Source organism: Leuconostoc falkenbergense (genome assembly GCF_014634805.1).
GTDB classification, from domain to species: domain Bacteria; phylum Bacillota; class Bacilli; order Lactobacillales; family Lactobacillaceae; genus Leuconostoc; species Leuconostoc falkenbergense.
Map to the genome: position 1 here is coordinate 1 of NZ_BMBS01000002.1, position 19,344 is coordinate 19,344.

General features: G+C 39.5%; 19 protein-coding genes. 1 reads left to right on the top strand and 18 read right to left on the bottom strand.

All coding sequences use genetic code 11. The annotated features are described in order from the left end of the window. Positions 1–260 precede the first annotated feature (260 nt). The gene (gene lexA, locus IEU71_RS00705; protein WP_036067660.1) at positions 261–899 is read left to right on the top strand and encodes a transcriptional repressor LexA; all 639 of its coding nucleotides are present in this window, start codon (positions 261–263) and stop codon (positions 897–899) included. A gap of 29 nt (positions 900–928) precedes the next feature. Here lexA and pyrE read toward each other — a convergent pair whose 3' ends face one another. From pyrE to IEU71_RS00795, 18 genes are all read right to left on the bottom strand, one after another. Further along, complete coding sequence (pyrE, locus tag IEU71_RS00710; RefSeq protein ID WP_004915259.1) at positions 929–1,564, bottom strand: orotate phosphoribosyltransferase; 636 nt, start codon at positions 1,562–1,564, stop codon at positions 929–931. Next, the gene (pyrF, locus tag IEU71_RS00715) at positions 1,565–2,260 is read right to left on the bottom strand and encodes an orotidine-5'-phosphate decarboxylase (protein WP_004915255.1); all 696 of its coding nucleotides are present in this window, start codon (positions 2,258–2,260) and stop codon (positions 1,565–1,567) included. An 18-nt stretch (positions 2,261–2,278) separates the two neighbouring features. Next, on the bottom strand, positions 2,279–3,196 hold the full coding sequence (locus IEU71_RS00720; protein WP_188349622.1) for a dihydroorotate dehydrogenase: 918 nt from the start codon (positions 3,194–3,196) through the stop codon (positions 2,279–2,281). A 49-nt stretch (positions 3,197–3,245) separates the two neighbouring features. Beyond that, complete coding sequence (gene carB, locus IEU71_RS00725; protein ID WP_004915244.1) at positions 3,246–6,425, bottom strand: carbamoyl-phosphate synthase large subunit; 3,180 nt, start codon at positions 6,423–6,425, stop codon at positions 3,246–3,248. After that, positions 6,418–7,506 (bottom strand): carbamoyl phosphate synthase small subunit, encoded by a 1,089-nt coding sequence (locus IEU71_RS00730; protein ID WP_004915241.1) that lies wholly within the window; start codon positions 7,504–7,506, stop codon positions 6,418–6,420. Before IEU71_RS00730 ends, carB begins: the two co-directional genes overlap by 8 nt. Then, positions 7,503–8,780: a dihydroorotase gene (gene pyrC, locus IEU71_RS00735; RefSeq protein ID WP_004915236.1), complete on the bottom strand. Its 1,278-nt coding sequence runs from the start codon at positions 8,778–8,780 to the stop codon at positions 7,503–7,505. Before pyrC ends, IEU71_RS00730 begins: the two co-directional genes overlap by 4 nt. Beyond that, entirely contained in the window at positions 8,780–9,679 is a 900-nt protein-coding gene (locus IEU71_RS00740) for an aspartate carbamoyltransferase catalytic subunit (RefSeq protein WP_004915234.1), read from the bottom strand. The genes pyrC and IEU71_RS00740 overlap by 1 nt, the downstream gene beginning before the upstream one ends. Before the next feature lie 176 nt (positions 9,680–9,855). After that, positions 9,856–10,476 carry a signal peptidase I gene (gene lepB, locus IEU71_RS00745; RefSeq protein WP_004915232.1) on the bottom strand — a complete coding sequence of 207 codons (621 nt, stop codon included), beginning with the start codon at positions 10,474–10,476 and terminating at the stop codon, positions 9,856–9,858. Between the two features lie 57 nt (positions 10,477–10,533). Continuing rightward, positions 10,534–10,884, bottom strand: coding sequence for a YlbF family regulator (locus tag IEU71_RS00750; protein ID WP_004915229.1), 351 nt, complete (start codon positions 10,882–10,884; stop codon positions 10,534–10,536). Positions 10,885–10,909: 25 nt separating this feature from the next. Further along, positions 10,910–12,985: a PBP1A family penicillin-binding protein gene (locus IEU71_RS00755; RefSeq protein WP_004915227.1), complete on the bottom strand. Its 2,076-nt coding sequence runs from the start codon at positions 12,983–12,985 to the stop codon at positions 10,910–10,912. A gap of 3 nt (positions 12,986–12,988) precedes the next feature. Further along, the gene (locus IEU71_RS00760) at positions 12,989–13,459 is read right to left on the bottom strand and encodes an arginine repressor (RefSeq protein ID WP_004915224.1); all 471 of its coding nucleotides are present in this window, start codon (positions 13,457–13,459) and stop codon (positions 12,989–12,991) included. 36 nt (positions 13,460–13,495) lie between these two features. Next, on the bottom strand, positions 13,496–15,187 hold the full coding sequence (gene argS / locus IEU71_RS00765) for an arginine--tRNA ligase (RefSeq protein ID WP_004915222.1): 1,692 nt from the start codon (positions 15,185–15,187) through the stop codon (positions 13,496–13,498). 272 nt (positions 15,188–15,459) lie between these two features. Beyond that, positions 15,460–15,726 (bottom strand): hypothetical protein, encoded by a 267-nt coding sequence (locus tag IEU71_RS00770; RefSeq protein ID WP_004915218.1) that lies wholly within the window; start codon positions 15,724–15,726, stop codon positions 15,460–15,462. Between the two features lie 53 nt (positions 15,727–15,779). Continuing rightward, positions 15,780–16,982, bottom strand: coding sequence for a bifunctional phosphopantothenoylcysteine decarboxylase/phosphopantothenate--cysteine ligase CoaBC (coaBC, locus tag IEU71_RS00775; RefSeq protein WP_004915216.1), 1,203 nt, complete (start codon positions 16,980–16,982; stop codon positions 15,780–15,782). A 47-nt stretch (positions 16,983–17,029) separates the two neighbouring features. Next, positions 17,030–17,650, bottom strand: coding sequence for an SdpI family protein (locus tag IEU71_RS00780; RefSeq protein ID WP_036067173.1), 621 nt, complete (start codon positions 17,648–17,650; stop codon positions 17,030–17,032). After that, positions 17,640–17,906: an autorepressor SdpR family transcription factor gene (locus tag IEU71_RS00785; protein ID WP_004915211.1), complete on the bottom strand. Its 267-nt coding sequence runs from the start codon at positions 17,904–17,906 to the stop codon at positions 17,640–17,642. Before IEU71_RS00785 ends, IEU71_RS00780 begins: the two co-directional genes overlap by 11 nt. 108 nt (positions 17,907–18,014) lie before the next feature. Continuing rightward, entirely contained in the window at positions 18,015–18,509 is a 495-nt protein-coding gene (locus IEU71_RS00790) for an LURP-one-related/scramblase family protein (protein ID WP_004915210.1), read from the bottom strand. After that, positions 18,506–19,321, bottom strand: coding sequence for an SPFH domain-containing protein (locus tag IEU71_RS00795; RefSeq protein ID WP_004915207.1), 816 nt, complete (start codon positions 19,319–19,321; stop codon positions 18,506–18,508). Before IEU71_RS00795 ends, IEU71_RS00790 begins: the two co-directional genes overlap by 4 nt. Positions 19,322–19,344: the final 23 nt, after the last annotated feature.

Genomic DNA, 19,344 nt, shown 5'->3' on the forward strand with positions numbered 1-19,344 from the left:
TGAATATTTAGACATAGAAAAACCCAATAACTTTCTGGACATTTTTTTATTTTGTCCAAGTTATTGGGTTCACTTCAAATAAGTTTGCTTTTTAGCTTTTTTTTACACAGAAATCCACTAAAAATCATATAGTTTCTAAAGAAATTATAAATTTTCACGGCGACTTATTTGACATTTTCTAAAATCAACGAACACGTGTTTGATTTGTTCGTGTTTTTTGGGTATAATTGAGTTACTAATTATTAAGTAGGAACCCCATCATGGCAATTATTCAAGAAAGCAAACAAATACAAGTCTTAAGATTTATACATGAGGCCCAATCAACTAACGGTTTTCCCCCCACCGTTAGAGAAATCGGCGAAGCGGTTGGTCTGTCTTCCTCTTCTACGATTCATGGTCATATCGAGCGTTTGGTTAAAAAAGGATATCTCTTAAAAGATGCTTCAAAACCAAGAGCACGTGCCATTGAAATCACAGATGCTGGTCTAGAAATGCTGGGTGTTTCAATTACACCTGGTAAAATTCCTGTTCTCGGTGTTGTAACAGCAGGAACACCAATTTTGGCCGTTGAAGAAGAGGCAACAGAATTTTTCCCGATTCCTGACAACCTAATGCAATTTGATGGTGATTTGTTTATGCTCAATGTTCATGGCGAATCAATGATCAATATTGGTATTCTAGATGGTGACAAAGTCATTGTCCGTCGTCAAGAAAATGCTGATAATGGCGACGTTGTTGTTGCAATGAATGACAACGACGAAGCAACTGTAAAACGCTTTTTCCGCGAAGCAGATCACTATCGATTGCAACCTGAAAACGATGCAATGGCACCAATTATTCTAAAACAAGTTGCCATTCTTGGTAAGGTTATTGGTCTTTATCGAGACGCAATATACTAAAAAAAAATCGACATAATGTCGATTTTTTTTTAGTTTGCTTGCCATTTTTCTGGTTGCTTTTTCCACTCGTTTAGCGTCTCAATCTGGTCCGCAGCTAGATCTCCTCGACTAACAGCCAATGCCATTAATTGTGAATAAGTTGTCAACGATTTAAAGGTTAGATTAGCACTTTCAAAATTTTTTACACCAGCTAGCAGTTCGTATGAAAAAATGGACACAATGCCCAAAACATTGCCACCTTCTTTTTCAACTGCTTTTGCTGCAGCCAATACTGAGCCGCCCGTTGAAATCAAATCATCAATCAGCACTACTTTGTGATTTGTAACGTTTGCCCCCTCTGTTTGGCGACCTGCACCATGATCTTTTGGTTTTGATCGTACATAAATCATTGGTTTTTTTAATTGATCTGCCACCCAAGCTGCGTGTGGAATGCCTGCAGTGGCCACACCGCCAATAATTTCAACATCAGGATATGACGCTTTGATTAATTCTGTTAAGCCACAATAAGTGTTTTCTCGAACCTTTGGAAAACCAATTGTCATGCGATTATCAGTGTAAATCGGACTTTTAATACCCGACGCCCATGTGAACGGCGCCTCCGGTGAAAATTTAACCGCACCAATTTCAAGTAAATCATTGGCAACTTCATTTGCATAATCTGTCATTTAAAGACTCCATTCTTTCAATACTTGTTGGTATGCAGCAACTGGATCACTAGCTTTAGTAATCGAACGACCAACAACAAGTCCCGTTGCACCTAATTGTTTTGCCTTGACAGGGGTTGTGACACGCATTTGGTCATTTGCATCATCACCTGCTAAGCGAATTCCTGGGGTGATAGTTAAGAAATCTGATTGCGTGTTAGCTTGTATCATACCAGCTTCTAAAGGAGAACTGATCGTACCATCCACACCTGCGTTGTCAGCCATTTTTGCTAAGTGCAACACACTTTCCGCCAACGTTACTGTCGATTGGGAAATTTCTTGAACATCAGCTTCAGAAAAAGATGTTAATTGCGTCACTGCTAGTATTTTTAAGTTGTGACCTTTATTAGCAACTGCAGCAGTCATCATTTTAGCCCCGCCAGCCGCATGTAACGTTAAATACTGAACATCTAATTTTGCAATATTTGCAACTGCATGGCCAACAGTGTTGGGAATGTCATAAAGTTTTAAATCTAAAAAGATATCAAATCCTTTTTGGCGTAAATCTCTGACAAAATCCGGCCCTTCTGCATAAAATAATTCCATACCAACCTTGATCGCCGGCTTTTGGTCTAATTTTTTAAAAGGTTCTAAAAAATTCAGTGCCGTTTTACCATCTGGAAAGTCCAATGCAATAAAAACTGGTCGATTTATCATGTTTTTTCCCCTTAGTAGTCAACTTTTCTTGAACGTTCGCGTTACTTCTGTCACGTCCGTAAATCCATATTTATCAAGTGCCTTTGGTAATGCTGCAATGATATCTGTCATAACAGTTGGATTGGTTGCGATTGCAGACCCCACTTGAACGGCTGATGCGCCTGCCATAAAAAGTTCCAAAGCATCTTCAACTTGCGTAACACCACCTACCCCAATAATTGGAATATCAACAGTTTGCGCTGCTTCATAAACAAATCGTACAGCAATCGGATGAATAGCTGTACCTGATAAGCCACCAATTCCTCTCGCTAAACTCGGCTCACGTTTATCCAAATCAAGACTCATCCCGACTAATGTATTGATCAAGACCAAACCATCTGCACCCGCTAGTTCAACTGCCTTCACAATCGGCTTAATATCAGTGACATTAGGCGACATTTTGGCATAAATTGGTTTCTTAGTAACTTGTCGCATGGCAGCAATCACTTCAGCAGCAGATTCAGCACTCACACCAAATTCTATACCACCACGATCAACGTTTGGACAAGATAAGTTCGCTTCAATTGCAGATACAGTGTCAATGTCATCAAAATATTTTGTTAACCTAACATAATCTTGCACTGTTTCACCGGCAATTGAAAACATCACCGGTAAATTGCTATATTTTTCCGCTATTTTTGGTAAAAATTCTTTAATCACTTTGTTAACACCGGGATTTGCCAAACCAACTGAGTTCAAAATACCAGCGGGCGTGTTGATAATCCAAGGTTGAGGATTGCCTGCTCGTTCATCCAGAGTGGTTGTTTTAGTAACTAAAGCGCCCAAACGCTCGACTTCGTAGACATCATCAAGTCCATAATACACTGAACCAGATGATGGCATAATAGGATTTTTAAGACTTAAACCAGGCAAATTGACTGCTAAACGATTGTTCATTTTTTCTCCTAATAACAGCTCTCAGGCTGTTTTTATTAGTTCTTTATTATTATTGCATTTCTTTAACTGTAAAGCTACGTGACTCTAGGACTTCCAAAAACGCTTTAACTGTGTCCAGTGCCGTAAACAATGGCACGGCATTTTCGATGGCTGCATTTCGAATTAATAGCCCATCACTCTCTGCACGTTCATCAGCTTGGGTGGTATTGATGACAATTTGCAACTTTTGTTCACGCAATGCAACAACTGAATTGTTATCAGATTCTGAAATTTTATCTAAGATTTCGACTGGTAACGCATTAGCTGCGAGGTAACTACCTGTACCGGCGGTAGCAAAGATTGCAAATCCGAGATCGTTAAATCGTTGAGCTAGGGTCAGCGCTTCTTCCTTGTCAGCATCTGCGACTGTGAAAAGCACGTTACCATACTGCGGTACCTTAATATTTGAAGCAACAAAGGCTTTATACAACGCTTTTGGTAAAGTTGTATCTGAACCCATGACTTCCCCAGTTGACTTCATTTCAGGTCCAAGCAATGAATCAACATCTGGCAATTTAGTAAATGAAAAGATGGGTGCTTTGACATGAACCATGTCATCGGCTGGCACAAGACCTGTCTCAAATCCCATATCAGCCAATTTTTCACCTAGCATCACACGAGTAGCTAATTGTGCCAATGGCAGATGGGTCACTTTTGAAATAAATGGCACTGTACGCGAGGCACGAGGGTTAACTTCAATCACGTAGGCTGTATTTTCATGGATAACAAATTGCACATTCATTAAGCCAACTGTGTTCAATGATTTAGCTAAGTTAATGGCCGCGTTAACCATTTCATGTTGCACTTTTTGTGACAAATATTGTGGCGGATATACTGACATTGAATCACCAGAATGTACACCGGCACGTTCAATATGCTCCATAATACCAGGAATTACAGCAGTTTCACCATCTGATAGGACATCCACTTCGGCTTCCTGACCAACGAGGTATGAGTCAATCAATACTGGGTGATCATTAGAAACTTTGACCGCACGCTGCATATAATCTTTTAGTTCTTCGTCAGATGACACAATTTCCATTGCTCGTCCACCCAAAACATAAGATGGTCGGATGAGGACTGGATAACCAATTTCTTGAGCTGCACTCAAAGCATCAGCAACAGTTGTAGCTGTTTTCCCCACTGGTTGTGGTAATGCGAGTTGTTTAATCACTTGATCAAATGCTTCACGATCTTCAGCACGATTTAAATCTTCAACCGTTGTTCCCAAAATCTGAACACCATTATCAGTGAGCGGTTGCGCCAAATTAATAGCAGTTTGCCCACCAAATTGCACGACGACACCAATAGGCTGTTCTAAATCTATCACATTCAAAACATCTTCTAATGTTAAAGGTTCAAAATACAATTTATCAGACACAGAAAAATCCGTAGAAACCGTTTCAGGATTAGAATTCATAATAATCGCTTCATATCCTGCGCGCTGAATTGCTTTCACCGCATGTACAGTTGCGTAATCAAATTCCACACCTTGACCAATTCTAATGGGACCTGACCCTAAAACAATCACACTTTTTTTATCAGAAACAACCGATTCATTCTCTTTTTCATAGGTAGCATAGTAATATGGTGTTTTCGATTCGAATTCAGCCGCTACGGTGTCAACCATTTTATACACAGGTAACAAGTGATTTGAATGGCGAAGTTGTCGTATTTCTGACATTGCCTGGTGCCAAATTTTTGCAATCGTGGCATCAGCAAAACCATTCTTTTTAGCATAATGCAAGTAATCAACATCATTGACATGCTCTGCTAATTCTTGCTCAATTTCAATAATATGCAATACTTTATCTAAGAAAAATTCATCAATCAAGGTTTTATCATGGATAGCTTCGAGTGAAATACCACGACGTAATAGTTCAGCAATCATAAATAAACGATCATCTCGCGCTGGCATAAGCGCTTGCATCAACGCTTCATCTGACAAATTATCAAAGGTCACATCATCAAATCCAACAGCACCAATTTCCAAAGAACGAACAGCCTTTAACAAAGCTTCTTCCATGTTACGACCAATAGCCATAACTTCTCCTGTCGCCTTCATTTGAGTGCCAAGTCGACGATCAGCTGAACTAAATTTATCAAAAGGCCAACGCGGAATTTTCACAACGACATAATCTAATGCTGGTTCAAATTCTGCTTTCGTTGTACCAGTAACCGGATTGATAATTTCATCTAGTGTCAAACCAACTGCAATTTTGGCAGCCATCTTAGCAATAGGATAACCGGTTGCTTTGGAAGCCAAAGCTGATGATCTTGAAACACGTGGGTTAACTTCAATGATGTAATATTTGTAAGATTTCGGATCTAACGCCATCTGAATATTAACGCCACCCTCAATTTTTAGAGCACGAATAATTTTCAAAGCTGCGTCACGCATCATTTGAACTTCACGGTCTGATAAAGTTTGAACTGGCGCCGTCACAATTGAATCGCCCGTATGAATACCGACTGGATCAAAATTTTCCATTGAAGCCACTACCAACGCATTGTCATTTGCATCACGCATCACTTCAAATTCAATTTCCTTGTACCCAGCAATTGAGCGCTCAATCAAAACCTGTGTAACTGGGGATAACTCCAAACCATTGGCCGCAATCGCTAGTAACTCTGAATGATTTTCTGCAATTCCGCCACCAGTACCACCTAAAGTGTACGCAGGACGTACAATGACAGGGTAGCCATGTTCGTCAGCAAATGCCATAGCTTCTTCAACCGTCGTGGCAATTGTTGATTCCGGAATTGGTTCATGTAGACGTTCCATTAAATCCTTAAATTCTTCACGATCTTCAGCTTCTTCAATAGCCGAAAGTTTGGTGCCCAATAGTTCAATATTTAAGTCATCTAAAATGCCCGCTTCAGACAAATCTTTAGCCATATTTAGGCCAGTTTGACCGCCTAATGTTGGTAAAATTGCGTCTGGTCGTTCTTTACGCAAAATACGTTCGATAAAATCAAGTGACAGCGGTTCAATATAAACTTTATCGGCGATTTCTGAGTCAGTCATGATTGTTGCTGGATTAGAATTAACCAGAATAACGTCATAACCCTCTTCTTTTAAACTCAAAGCGGCTTGTGTACCCGAATAGTCAAATTCAGCTGCTTGCCCAATCACAATGGGACCTGAACCAATTACCAACACTTTTTTGATGTCGTTACGTTTAGGCATTTTGAGTTGTCTCCTTTTTTGCATCTGCAATCATTGTTAGAAAATCGTCAAACAAGTATTCTGCATCGTGTGGACCTGGTGCAGCATCGGGATGAAACTGAACCGAGAAAGCGTGATGATTTTTCAAACGCAACCCCTCAACCGTGTGGTCGTTGATTTCTTCATGAGTCACCACTAAATCAGTGTTAGCTAGGCTATCACGATCAACCGCATAACCGTGATTTTGAGAAGTGAAATCCAAACGTTCTTTTGATAGATGACGGACAGCGTGGTTAAAGCCACGATGACCAAATTTTAATTTATAGGTCTCTGCACCGTTTGCAAGGGCAAATAGCTGATGCCCTAAGCAAATCCCCATCAGCGGTACCTTTTCTTCAAGTGCTTGAATCGTTGGAATAGCATAGGCAGCATCTTGCGGGTCCCCGGGGCCATTTGACAACAAAATACCATCCGGATTAGCTGCCAAAACTGTTTCAGCAGCTACATCAGCTGGAAAAACCATCACATTGGCACCACGCTTAGCCAAAGAACGTAAAATTGAATTTTTTAAACCAAAATCAATTAGTGCAATTGATACACCATCAGTTGGATTTTGGTATTGCGTTTTGGTAGTGGCATCAGCGACCATGGTTTTTGACGATTGAAAATTTTTCAGAGCACTTAATGTTTCTTCATTGACTTCATCTACTAGCGCAGCCTTCATGACACCAAAATCACGTAACTCTTTGGTTAAAGCTCGGGTGTCAACACCGCTAATGCCTGGCATACCACTTTTTTCTGCCCATTCCGGTAAACTCATCATTTGACGCCAATTACTTGGTCGCCGAGCAATTTCATGCACAACAATTGCTGAGGCGGCTGGACGCAGGCTTTCGAAATCATCACGATTAACACCATAGTTACCAATCAAAGGATAAGTGAAAACAATCATTTCGCCGCGGTATGATAAGTCAGTAATTGATTCCTGATAACCGGACATACCTGTGTTGAACACTAACTCAGCCATCACGTCAACATCCGCACCAAAAGCTTCACCTTCATAAATTGAACCATTCTCTAAAACCAAATATCTTTTTTTCATTTTGTTTGATCCTCGTAAACTATTTCACCATCAACCCAAGTTGCCAATGTTTTACCAAATACTCGCCAACCAACAAAAGGCGAGTTTTTACCTAACGATTCAAAGTCATCAACGGTAATGTCACTTTCATGCTCTAAATCAAATAGGGCCAAGTCCGCTGCTTCGCCAACTGCAATATTAGTTGGTGCTTTCAGTTGAAAAGCTTCTGCTGGTGAAGCTACCATGCGTTTCATTAGTGTGGCTAAAGTCATCACACCACTTTTAACAAGATGTGTGTAGAGCAATTGAAAACTTGTTTCAATCCCAGTAATTCCAAAAGGTGATTCACGGAATGATTTTGATTTTTCCTCGCTCCCGTGTGGCGCATGATCAGTAGCAACCATATCAATGGTACCATCCAGTAATCCAGAGATTAGGGCCTCTCTATCTGCTTGAGAACGCAGTGGCGGATTCATTTTAAACAAAGCATTGTCACTTTTAATATCGTCATCTGCTAACAACAGATGGTGTGGCGACACTTCAGCTGTCACGTTAACTCCTGCTGATTTTGCCATACGAACCAAGGCCACTGATTCTTTCGTCGAGATATGGGCAACATGATAATGTACACCCGTTGCTTTTGCCAGAACCAAATCACGCGCTAATTGTGTGCTTTCAGCCAATCCTGTAATGCCTGGCAGTTCTAATTTTTGTGCCGTTGCACCAGCATTCATAACGCCACCGTGTAATAAACTATCATCTTCAAGATGAGCTGCTAACGGTTTATTGACTGATAATGCTGCTTGCATCGCTTGCAACATGGTGTCAGCTGTCTGAACACCTTTGCCATCATTAGTAAACGCGGTTGCACCCGCCTCAGCCATCCCTTTAATATCAGAAATTTTAGTTGCCGTCAAATTAGCAGAAATAGCGCCATACTGCGCAATATGAATCAAACCGTTGTCGGTATTTCGTTGAATTTGATCCGCCAATAGTTTCGGATTATCTGGCACTGGATTAAGATTAGGCATCGCAATGACTGTCGTAAAGCCACCACGCGCAGCAGCCTTAGAACCAGTTGCAATGGTTTCCTTATACTCAAACCCTGGTTCCCGAAAATGGACATGAACATCAATTAATCCTGCGGATAAAAACGCTTGTTTCGCGTCAAAATACTGATCGTTGGTCTCATCGATAACTTTTGAGATGGCAACGATTTTGCCATCTTTAAACTGGACATCGCGTTGTACTAGTTCATCATTTAGCAAAACTTTAGCATTTTTGATAACTGTCATTAATCATTCTCCGTTACATATTCTAAAATAGCCATTCTGGCAAACACACCATTTGTCATCTGTTCAAAAATTCTAGATTGTGGTGCTTCTACTAGTTCATCAGCAATTTCTACATCACGATTAACTGGTGCTGGATGCATGATAATTGCCGTGCTTTTTAATCGTTCATATCTATCTTGTGTCAACCCAAACTGCTCGTGATATTGTCTACTGGAAAATGATTGATTTTCTGTCTGCGTAATTCTTTCGTGCTGTACACGTAAGAACATCACCACATCTTGATTCGACCAATTATCATCAATATCTGTATAAGTGCCAAATGTCGTAAAATCATCGGGGCGCCAACTATCTGGTCCACTGAAAGTTAATGTTGCCCCTAAATTATTCAAAATTTCAGCATTTGAACGTGCAACACGTGAGTGGGCTAAATCGCCAACAATTCGAATTTTCAACCCTTTAAATCGACTAAATTCCTCATAAACTGTGACTAAATCCAATAAGCTTTGGGAAGGGTGCTGCCCGCTACCGTCACCAGCATTAACTAATTGTGGCAAATCATGACCAGTGACGGTCAATAGATTTTTATACCAAGCATTCTGAGAATGCCTGATGACTGCAACATCAACACCAATTGCCTTTAAAGTTTTCAATGTATCAATTAAACTTTCACCTTTAGTCATTGAGCTTGTCTGAGGATTAATAATGATTTTTTGCCAATTAAGACGATTCTCAGCCATTTGAAAGCTACTATACGTTCGTGTTGAATTTTCAAAAAATAAATTCACAGCCGTTATTGGCAAGTGTTTGGGTGTGTCCCCAGACTTCAACGCAATCGCTCGTTTAACTAATTGAAACACATTTTTTTCACTTAGTGTATTTATATTCAAAAAATTACGCATATTTTCCCTCTTTATACAAAAAACCAAGCAAGTTAGTCACCTGCTTGGTTCTAGAAAATTTGGGTAAAAGTCTACACTTCACCAATCGTATCTATCATCCTTGCAGGCCTCTCTGGACCTGGTTAAAGGTTTCATTTGTTGTTATTATAGTATCATCTTTCTACTCGTAGTGCAAACTACTTTACAAAGAAATTTGTATTGCCTTGATTAACATTTGATTTGGCTACTTTATTGCTATTCCAGAATGGTACAACCACTTTTCCAGTAATATGCTTTTTGTCCACAAAACCAAAGTAACGACCATCATTAGATACAGAGCGGTGATCCCCCATCACAAAGTATTCTCCCTTAGGCACGGCTGTATGATTACGGTCTTTGGCTTGCCAATTATTCCCACTCGATAAGGTTTTAAGCGACCAAGTAGTACCAAAGGACATTTCTGTTCCTTCCTTGCGTTCACTTGCACTGATGAAGTCTTGGTTTACCTGTTTGCCATTGACATATAGATTGCCATTTCGATATGCTACGGTGTCCCCAGGTACGCCAATAATACGCTTAACATAATCTTTCTCACCATCTGCAATTCTTGGGTCTTCTTGACGGGCATCAAACACAACCACATCACCACGCTTATAGGATGCAATTTTATTCAAAAAAACAAATTCTTTATCCTGCAAATTGGGTTGCATCGAAGGTCCACTCACGCTAACACCAGTAAACAAAAACGTTCGAATCAACACCACAAATAAAACAGCAAACCCTATTGGAAAAACCCACTCTTTAATAAACTTCATCATTTTGTTGTCCCCTATACAAAATACACCAGCAGGTCACTGCCGGTGATAATATTTTGCTTAATTTAGCTTAGCATACGCCTCAGCAACTGGCTTGGTAACAATATCATTAATTTCCGTTAAAAGTGTGTTAAGTGCTTGTTCAGCGGCCATTAGCGCCTTGATTTTGTCATCATTTTGGACCTTAGCTGCAACAGCATCCCATTCTTTTTCTTTTGCCGGGTCAGGTTGTTGCTGCGTTTGCATCATTTGCTGAACCGCATGTTGAATCTGTTGAAATTCACCAAACAATTCTTTAGATGTTGCATCTTCTTGTACATCACTGAAAGCATTTTGCCAAGCAATGTATTGTTGCGTTTCAGTTAGTACTTTAGCCATCTCATTGGCATTATCATAAATATTTACAGTCATTTTTTCTATCCTTTTAAATTTGTATTTACTGTCCGAAGAGTCCTGTTACAGTATCCCATAGTTTGCCAGCACCATCAACTGCCTTTTTCACGCCAGTATTGAAATCTTTCTGAATAGTACCCCAAATATCGCTAGATGAAGAACTATTACTACTGCTTGTAGTGGCATTTGGATTAGTTACTGTGAATGTTGACTGACTCGTATTAGGTAATATCTGTTCAAGAGATGTTTTGACTAATGGTCCCATTGTTGATGTTAATCCAAGTGGCAAAGAATTTGATTGGGCATTCTTTCCTTCTAGTCCCATCCAAGTTGCTTCAACAATGTCTTTGGTATAAGCCATCGCCCAAGAATCTTTTGACGAATTGGCATTATTTTGATCAAGTGAATTTTCAGTAGTTCCTGTTTTACCGGCAATCGTATAGCCACTCGGTGCCGACCCAACACCTGTACCGTTCGTATAGGTGCCCAACATCATTCTAGTCATATTATCAGCAACCGTGCTACTAATTACTCGTGTTTGCTTTGCCTTAGGTGTATTGACAATGACTTTACCTGTGGCATCAACAATCTTTGTAATATAATGTGCCTGGCTCATGACGCCATCGTTAGCAAACGCGGTATAAGCCTGAGCCATTTGCTGCGGTGAAACACCACTTGACAAACCACCTAATGCTAGTGACAATGTTTTATCACTTGAAGTCAATGGCAAACCAAATTTGATAGCACTGTTATATCCGACCGAAACGCCCATCTTATTTAATAAATAAACTGCGGGAATATTATAAGAATGCTCAAGTGCCGAATACATTGGCACATCAGCTGTTTCGACGTTACCAGCATTATTTGGGGTAAAATTACCATTTACACCAAATGACATGACTTTGTTTGGCAATTCAGAATCAATCGAATAGCCACGTTGCAAAGCTGGTGCATAAACAACAATAGGTTTAATTGTAGAACCAGGTGATAAGAGGGCTTGATTAGCACGATTATAGCCACGGAAAGTATGTGTCTCTTCACGGCCACCAACAATGGCTCGAACACCACCACTTTTTGCATTTAGGACAATCGATGCAGCTTGTGCATTGTCCACATAATTAAACATAGCATCATTGTCAAAATCATTTTGTAAATTAGTTTGGTCTTCTTGATTGAGCGTGGTATAAATTTTGTAACCACGATTCATCACATCGCTCTCTGTTAAGCCGTATGTCTTGATAGCCTCACTAATAACTGAATCAAAGAACCATGGATATTTATACTCACCTGAAGCGTTATAGGTATCATGCAAAACCGTCGTTGTGGACTGGGCGGCACTTGCCTGAGCCTTTGTTAACTTTTTATTTTCTACCATTGTGGCCAATACAACGTTTCGCCGTGCATCTGACGCTTTTGGATGATCAATTGGATTGAATTGAGCTGGACTTGTTAACATGCCAGCTAATGTGGCTGCCTGCGCTGTCGTCAATTGACTAGCATGGACACCGAAATATTTCTGAGCGGCATCCTCGACACCCCATACCCCGTTACCGAACCACGCATTGTTTAAATACATGGTGAAAATTTTGTTCTTAGAATAATCTTGTTCAACTTGCATTGACAAAAATATTTCTTTGGCTTTACGGGTAAATGTCTGTTCCTGAGTCAAATAAGCATTTTTAACCAACTGTTGGGTTAAAGTTGAACCACCACCAGAAATTGCATTAGAGCCAGTCACTTTGTTACGAACGTACATCAGTGCTGCACGAGCAATACCTTTAACCGAAAAACCATGTTCGTGATAAAAATTACGATCCTCAATTGATAACACTGCATCACGCATGTTTTGCGAAATTTGATCGTACTTGACATAAGTTCCCTTTTGTGAGTACAATTCACCGGCTTTTTTACCCTCATCATCATATATCTCAGTGGTTGCTGATAATGTCGCCTCTAAATTTTCAACGTTTGCCGTTTTGGCCAGAACAACCAAATATACACTTGTTGCAAGAAAGAGGGTCATGAATAGCACAATCAAAAGCCGTCCGAATTGCCAACGATGCCAGATTGGGCCAAGTTTATCCCAAATTTTTTTAATTGTAGATTTTAACCAAGTCATGCATCACCCTATCAACGCTGCCCAATGATTGGCCAATTGTTCAGCGGACTGGGCAGTCGTACTCGTCACATAGATTGTATTAAATCCCGCTAATGTTGCCACTACTTCAGGCAGATTTGCATCGTCAATAATGCCAGCAACGGCATTACCACTACCATCTGTTGTCTTAATAATTGTCATAAATTCAACACTCTTGGCAAAATACGCGTATTCTTTGATTGCTTCATCGACCGCTGTTGTAGAACCCTTTTCAGGTTTCTCGGCTGTTGGCTCCTGCAATTGCTGGTAACGCAATTGACCTACGGAATCTTTTTGACGAACAATATTTAAAGCACGAATGTCCCTTGAAATAGTGGTTTGTGTTGTTTCAACACCACGGCCATTTAATTGCGCCAGTAAATCTTCTTGATTTGCAATCGTTTGATGCTGAATAATATCAAGAATCATCTCTTGACGTTTTTGTTTTGAAATCATAGATTTCTCCCTTAAAGACTCGTGTCAATCAACTACTTACATTTCTTCAGGTGCTTTAACACCAAGCAAACGTAAACTTTCTGTCAAAACAATTGAAACAGCTTGAACCAACGCTAAACGCGCATTGAGTTGATCATCTGCTGTTAAAATTTTAGAGTTAGCATAGTATTTGTTAAACGCTCTGGATAATGTTAAGGCATATTTAGCAATGATGCTTGCTTCACGTTGCTGCCACGCCCGTTCAACTGTTTGTGGAAAATGATTTAACGTCGTCACGATATCCCAAGTGCTATCATCATTAAGATTTAAAGTGGTTGGGTCAATCTCAGTATTTGCTTTACGCAAAATAGATTTTGCACGCGCATTCGTGTATTGAACATATGGGCCAGTATCACCTTCAAACCGAACAACTTCTTCTAAGTTAAAATCAAAATTGTTTGTACGGTCATTCATTAAATCATGGAAAACAACCGCGCCAGCACCAACCTGTTCCGCAACAAGTGGTTTATTTTGCAATTCAGGATTTTTTTCCTCAATTTGCTTCAAAGCGAGTTCATGCGCATCATCCAAAACATCTTTCAGTAAAACAACATCTCCCTTACGAGTTGACATTTTTTTACCATTAAAGGTAATTAATCCAAAGGCGATGTGTTCCACGTCATCGGCCCAATCGAATCCCATTAACGACAAAACAGCTTTCATTTGGACGAAGTGCTCACGTTGCTCGCCACCGACAACATAAAGTGACTTGGCAAAGTCATAAGTCTCTTTACGATAAATGGCTGCAGCTAAATCTCGAGTCATATACAGCGTTGCCCCGTCGGACCGCTTAATCATAGCAGGGGTCAAATTAGGATTAATGGCTGATAAATCAACAATTTGGGCACCTTGAGATTTGACCAAGATATCTTTTTCGGTCAAGATATCCACCACTTTATCCATCTTGTCGTTATAAAAGGCTTCCCCGTTAAATGAGTCAAATTCGATATCCAAACGGTCGTAAATTTGTGTAAATTCTTTCAATGATTCAGCTCTGAACCATTGCCATAATTGATGTGCCTCTTCATCACCATCTTCTAATTTTTTAAACCAAGCACGTCCTTGATCATTTAAACTATCATCTTCTTTTGCCTTTTCATGAAATTCAACATAATAACGCAAGAGCGTAGCGATAGGATCTGCTTTAACTTCAGCTTCTGATCCCCATGTTTTGTAAGCATAAATTAATTTACCAAACTGTGTTCCCCAGTCTCCGAGATGATTAATTTTTACTGGATTAAAACCATTTTTTTTAGTGATATTAGCCAACGCATTACCGATTACAGTAGACCTTAGATGTCCCATTGACATAGGTTTTGCAATATTGGGGCTCGACATATCAATAGTAACATTAGCACCATTACCATTTGCATTGTCACCATAGGCGCCCTTCAAATCAATAATGGTCTTGATTGTCTGATTTGAGGTTGCATATTTATCCAAAAAGAAATTGACATATGGTCCAGTGGCAACAACTTTTTCAAATCCATTTTGATCAATCTTGGCAACAATATCACTGGCAATCTGCTGTGGTGCCTTGTGTAATGTCTTAGCTAAAGTAAACGTTGGGAAAGCGACGTCGCCAAGTTCCGATGACTTTGGTGCTTCAAGTTTTTCTATAATTTGATCGGTTGAAAGATCAGTTAAAACTGCAGCTAAAGCCGCAATGACAGGTTGATTATTTGACATCATATTATCCTTATTTATTAATAATTTGTTGCCTACAATCATGCTTATAGGCACATAATGACACATATTTGTTCTTGAATTAATAATTTTTCAACAAGATAGGCCGCACATTCGCATTGTATAGTACTTATATTATACCGTATTCACAGCATTATTTCGCCGAAAAAATTAAAAAACCATTTCTAGTCATATACAAGAAATGGAAATTCAATCACAATTGACTAATGTTTGATAAGCTAGCAAAAACACAAGACATTCGTCACGGCAGCGCTTTAAGCCTCTTCTTCAGCTTTCTTTTCTGGTGCTGGTGCGTGTTTAATTACTTCGACTTCATCCATGCGCACAACAGCGCGGTGGTTCATCTCGTTAACAGTTGGTTGATCAACAGGATCATTTTCAGTGATTTCAACTAATAATGCGTTATCATAAATCTTTTCAACTTGACCGGTAAATGGTTTTTCCAAATTCCCATAAGCTGGTGCCAGTAAGACATCCCCAATATTAAAACCAGAAGTATTTTCTGCAACTTCTTCTACCATATTGACCTCCATAAAACGTTATTTAACAGTTTATTTTAGCACACCCAGCGTTATTATGCGAATGTTTGTCCGATCCGATTCATGATTAAACGGGCAATTTCAATTTTTGGTAATAGCATTGTCGTTTCAGGTTTTTGGTCTGGGACCAATATTGTAACGGCGTTGTCATCTGAATTAAATCCAACATCACTACGACTCACATCATTTGCAATGAGCATATCTGCTTGTTTGGTCTTTAATTTTTTTTGCGCATAGGCCATCAAATTATTCGTTTCCGCAGCAAAACCTACTACGAATTGATTACTTGATTTTGAATGACCAATTTCTGACAAAATATCAACATTTTGAACTAACGATAAATTCAGCCCCTCTGATCCCTCTTTTTTGATTTTTTGGCTCGCTTCATTAGCAGGTCGATAATCAGAAACCGCGGCTACACTAATGAAAATATCGGCGGTTACAAACGAGGATTGCACTTGTTGATACATTTCTGCAGCTGAGTTGACATAAACTACGTCCACGCCATATATTTGTGGGGCTTTTTGAGTTGAAATTAAAGTGACTTTTGCCCCAGATTCAACCGCCGCTTGGGCCAAAGCAAAACCCATTTTACCACTGGATCGATTAGTAATATAGCGCACAGGGTCAATTGATTCTTTGGTGCCACCGGCCGTAATAATGACCTTTTTATTTAGCAGTTTTGCCTCGCGAGCTCGTAATCGAACCGCTGTTTGTGAGAGTATTTCAATGGGCTCTGGCAATCGTCCCTTCGCTTCATAGCCTTCTGCTAGAAAACCGATTTCTGGTGAAATAACCAGCCAACCATCTTGTTCAAGCACTTGTATATTGCGCTGAACAGCGGGATTATTTAACATCACATCGTTCATAGCTGGTGCAATGATTTTATCGGCATGAGACGCCATAATCGTCGCGGTAGCAGCATCATCAGCAATGCCATTAGCAATTTTGCCAATCAAATTTGCCGTCGCGGGTACAACAAAAATCTGATCCGCCCATTGTGCCCATTCAATGTGCAATACTGTTGCATCTTGTTGAGCAAACAAATTTGTTAAAACGTCATTTTGTGACAAAACAGCTAGCGTTTTAGCGGTGATAAACTCTTGTGCAGAGTTGGTCATTGCTACACGCACATGTGCACCAAACTTAATCAACTCGCGAACTAAAACAGCTGATTTATAGGCAGCCACGCTACCTGAGACCACCACTAATATTTTTTTTTGATTATAATCATTCATGCCCTACATTATATCATGAATGAACATCTTCTCTCCAACTATCAATCTTATTGACGATGAGCCAACCAAATAGCATAAACAGCTGGCACTAAGATAGTTATCACCATTGCCACAATCAACCCAATTACAGCAATCATATTACCAATTATCCCCGTGATAAGAAGTATAAAACCAGCAAACACCATTGTAAACCCGCCTAATCGGTTCGTTTTCTGCCAATTTTCACTATTATGTAACGTTTCTGGCAAACGAATTCCAACCATGTAATTTGGCGTCGTTTTAGGCAAGTAATTACCCAAAACAATAAACAAAAGACCAATTACTGGTAAAATGACAGAACCTATATTGATGTGATAATTTAGCGCGTGCATAAAAGTCACAATTTGAACGACGTTTAAAAGTAACGGCAAACTCCAGATAAGGACAGTGAATACCTTTTGATTATCAATACCTTTATTCTTCATTGATCTAATAATAACGTAATTCACAGCAATTATTAGCACCGGTAATCCAATAACAGCAATTAGTTTTGGCGCATACTGATCTGGCTGTCCATCGATGCCAAAATGGATTGGTAATTGTTGCGGTAAATATTGCCATAGCAAGCCACCATAGGCAATGGGCAATAAACTAATTAAATTAGGCAGCAATACCCTGCTATTTTTCATTTGTCAATCCCTTCAGCCAAAGTGTGGCTTCTTCAAATACCGATAAATTCAATTCATAATAAATATAATTTTTGTACTTTTGTTCCCGAATCAAGTCCGCATGTTTCAGCAAAGATAAATGTGCTGAAATTGTTGCCTGACTCAATTCAAAATATTGTGCTATATCACCTGCTGGCTTGGCACCAGTTTTAAGCATCATTAAGATTTCTCGCCGAACTGGATTAGATAAAGCTTTCATCGTTTCCTGTAATGCCATATCAGCTCCTAATATTGTTTTAACCTATTATATCATCTATTTAGAAATTTAACGAAATAGATTCCAAAATTAAAACCGTGTTACCACGATTTTAATTAGTTAGTTTTACTAGCTGCTGGCGGAACTTCTCCGCTCTTGTGCTTTCACATAATCAATTGCAACAACCAAAGCAATCACAAGTGTTTCATACTGTTCATCTTCAATACTGATGTCATATGTGCTCGACATGGCCAACCACCGTTGATCAACTCGTCCAATTTCAAATCCATCTTTTTCAATAGCAAAATTCATGTCCCAAAAATTACCCGTCACAGTAATACCCAATCCATCAATATCATATTTGGGCTTCAAAATACTAAAGCGCTTCGCAATTTCTATGCTTTCAGGAAAACCATTGATTTCAAGAGAAAATTTGGGTAATAGCTGCCAAACACGATGTGTTAACCGCGCAATGATTTGATTTTGTTTGTCATAAATTTCAAAATACTTTGGGATTCGCCAAAAACTACCGGCCACAGTGTACTCAATCTGATCATGCTCATTCATGATTGAAAATTCACCTTTAAGTGAAAATAGTTTTTGTTGCATCAGTAAGTGTTTCATTTTAGCCCTTTGCCTAATAACTTGCCAGCAACTGGTAATTTACCAAGAGAATCAATTTCTTTGCCATCAACAACGACTAGGTTAGCTGATGATTGTGCCAAGGTTGAAAAGGCATTGATTGATTGGTTTTGGAAATACTTGTCATCGGCGCCAGCCAAACCAGCTTGCACTGTATCAATTCGATATCTTTCGGCTTCAGCACGCGTTTTGGTTGCATGAGCTTCAGCTTTCGCTGTTGCCATCAAAGCATCGTTCTTGGCTTTTGTTGTCAATTCTATTGAACGTGCCTCACCTTCAGCTTTTGCAATTGTAGCTACACGCTCACGATCAGCAGTCAGTTGCTTATCCATAGCCTCTTGAATCGAAACTGATGGCCGTAGTTCATCAATGTTGATACGATCAACATTAATACCGTAAGTATTAGTTAAATCACCGATTGCATCGGCCAGCTGTACATTGATTTTGGTAGTTGACCCCAGCGCTTCGTTTAATTCCATACGACCGATGATATCACGCAGGTGACCTCGAACCAATTGTGCCATTGATTCAACTGAATCAGTGTTTTCATACATGTATTTGACCGCATTAGTAACGTGGTAGTTCAACGTCACACTCGCCTTAATATCAGCATTATCAGCCGTAATAACCGAATAATCTGGCAAACGTAATGGTCGCATTGCTAAGCTCACATTGCGAATTGTTTGCAAAAATGGAATGTAAAAATGCAAACCAGCTTCTTTACGAGACTTGTATTTCCCCAATGTTTCGACTAATCCTGCATTGTTTTGCGGTACGATTCTAAAAAATAACATTTTGTTTCTCCCTATCTACTCTC

Bases quoted from the DNA above. Each gene is read 5' to 3' on its own strand.
- IEU71_RS00790 (WP_004915210.1), bottom strand. From the start codon at position 18,509: ATGAAACACTTACTGATGCAACAAAAACTATTTTCACTTAAAGGTGAA.
- lepB (WP_004915232.1), bottom strand. From the start codon at position 10,476: ATGATGAAGTTTATTAAAGAGTGGGTTTTTCCAATAGGGTTTGCTGTT.
- pyrF (WP_004915255.1), bottom strand. From the start codon at position 2,260: ATGATAAATCGACCAGTTTTTATTGCATTGGACTTTCCAGATGGTAAA.
- IEU71_RS00770 (WP_004915218.1), bottom strand. From the start codon at position 15,726: ATGGTAGAAGAAGTTGCAGAAAATACTTCTGGTTTTAATATTGGGGAT.
- IEU71_RS00750 (WP_004915229.1), bottom strand. From the start codon at position 10,884: ATGACTGTAAATATTTATGATAATGCCAATGAGATGGCTAAAGTACTA.
- IEU71_RS00780 (WP_036067173.1), bottom strand. From the start codon at position 17,650: ATGAAAAATAGCAGGGTATTGCTGCCTAATTTAATTAGTTTATTGCCC.
- IEU71_RS00755 (WP_004915227.1), bottom strand. From the start codon at position 12,985: ATGACTTGGTTAAAATCTACAATTAAAAAAATTTGGGATAAACTTGGC.
- carB (WP_004915244.1), bottom strand. From the start codon at position 6,425: ATGCCTAAACGTAACGACATCAAAAAAGTGTTGGTAATTGGTTCAGGT.
- pyrC (WP_004915236.1), bottom strand. From the start codon at position 8,780: ATGACAGTTATCAAAAATGCTAAAGTTTTGCTAAATGATGAACTAGTA.
- IEU71_RS00730 (WP_004915241.1), bottom strand. From the start codon at position 7,506: ATGAAAAAAAGATATTTGGTTTTAGAGAATGGTTCAATTTATGAAGGT.
- pyrE (WP_004915259.1), bottom strand. From the start codon at position 1,564: ATGACAGATTATGCAAATGAAGTTGCCAATGATTTACTTGAAATTGGT.
- IEU71_RS00785 (WP_004915211.1), bottom strand. From the start codon at position 17,906: ATGGCATTACAGGAAACGATGAAAGCTTTATCTAATCCAGTTCGGCGA.
- IEU71_RS00720 (WP_188349622.1), bottom strand. From the start codon at position 3,196: ATGAACAATCGTTTAGCAGTCAATTTGCCTGGTTTAAGTCTTAAAAAT.
- IEU71_RS00795 (WP_004915207.1), bottom strand. From the start codon at position 19,321: ATGTTATTTTTTAGAATCGTACCGCAAAACAATGCAGGATTAGTCGAA.
- argS (WP_004915222.1), bottom strand. From the start codon at position 15,187: ATGTCAAATAATCAACCTGTCATTGCGGCTTTAGCTGCAGTTTTAACT.
- IEU71_RS00740 (WP_004915234.1), bottom strand. From the start codon at position 9,679: ATGCGTAATTTTTTGAATATAAATACACTAAGTGAAAAAAATGTGTTT.
- IEU71_RS00760 (WP_004915224.1), bottom strand. From the start codon at position 13,459: ATGATTTCAAAACAAAAACGTCAAGAGATGATTCTTGATATTATTCAG.
- lexA (WP_036067660.1), top strand. From the start codon at position 261: ATGGCAATTATTCAAGAAAGCAAACAAATACAAGTCTTAAGATTTATA.
- coaBC (WP_004915216.1), bottom strand. From the start codon at position 16,982: ATGAATGATTATAATCAAAAAAAAATATTAGTGGTGGTCTCAGGTAGC.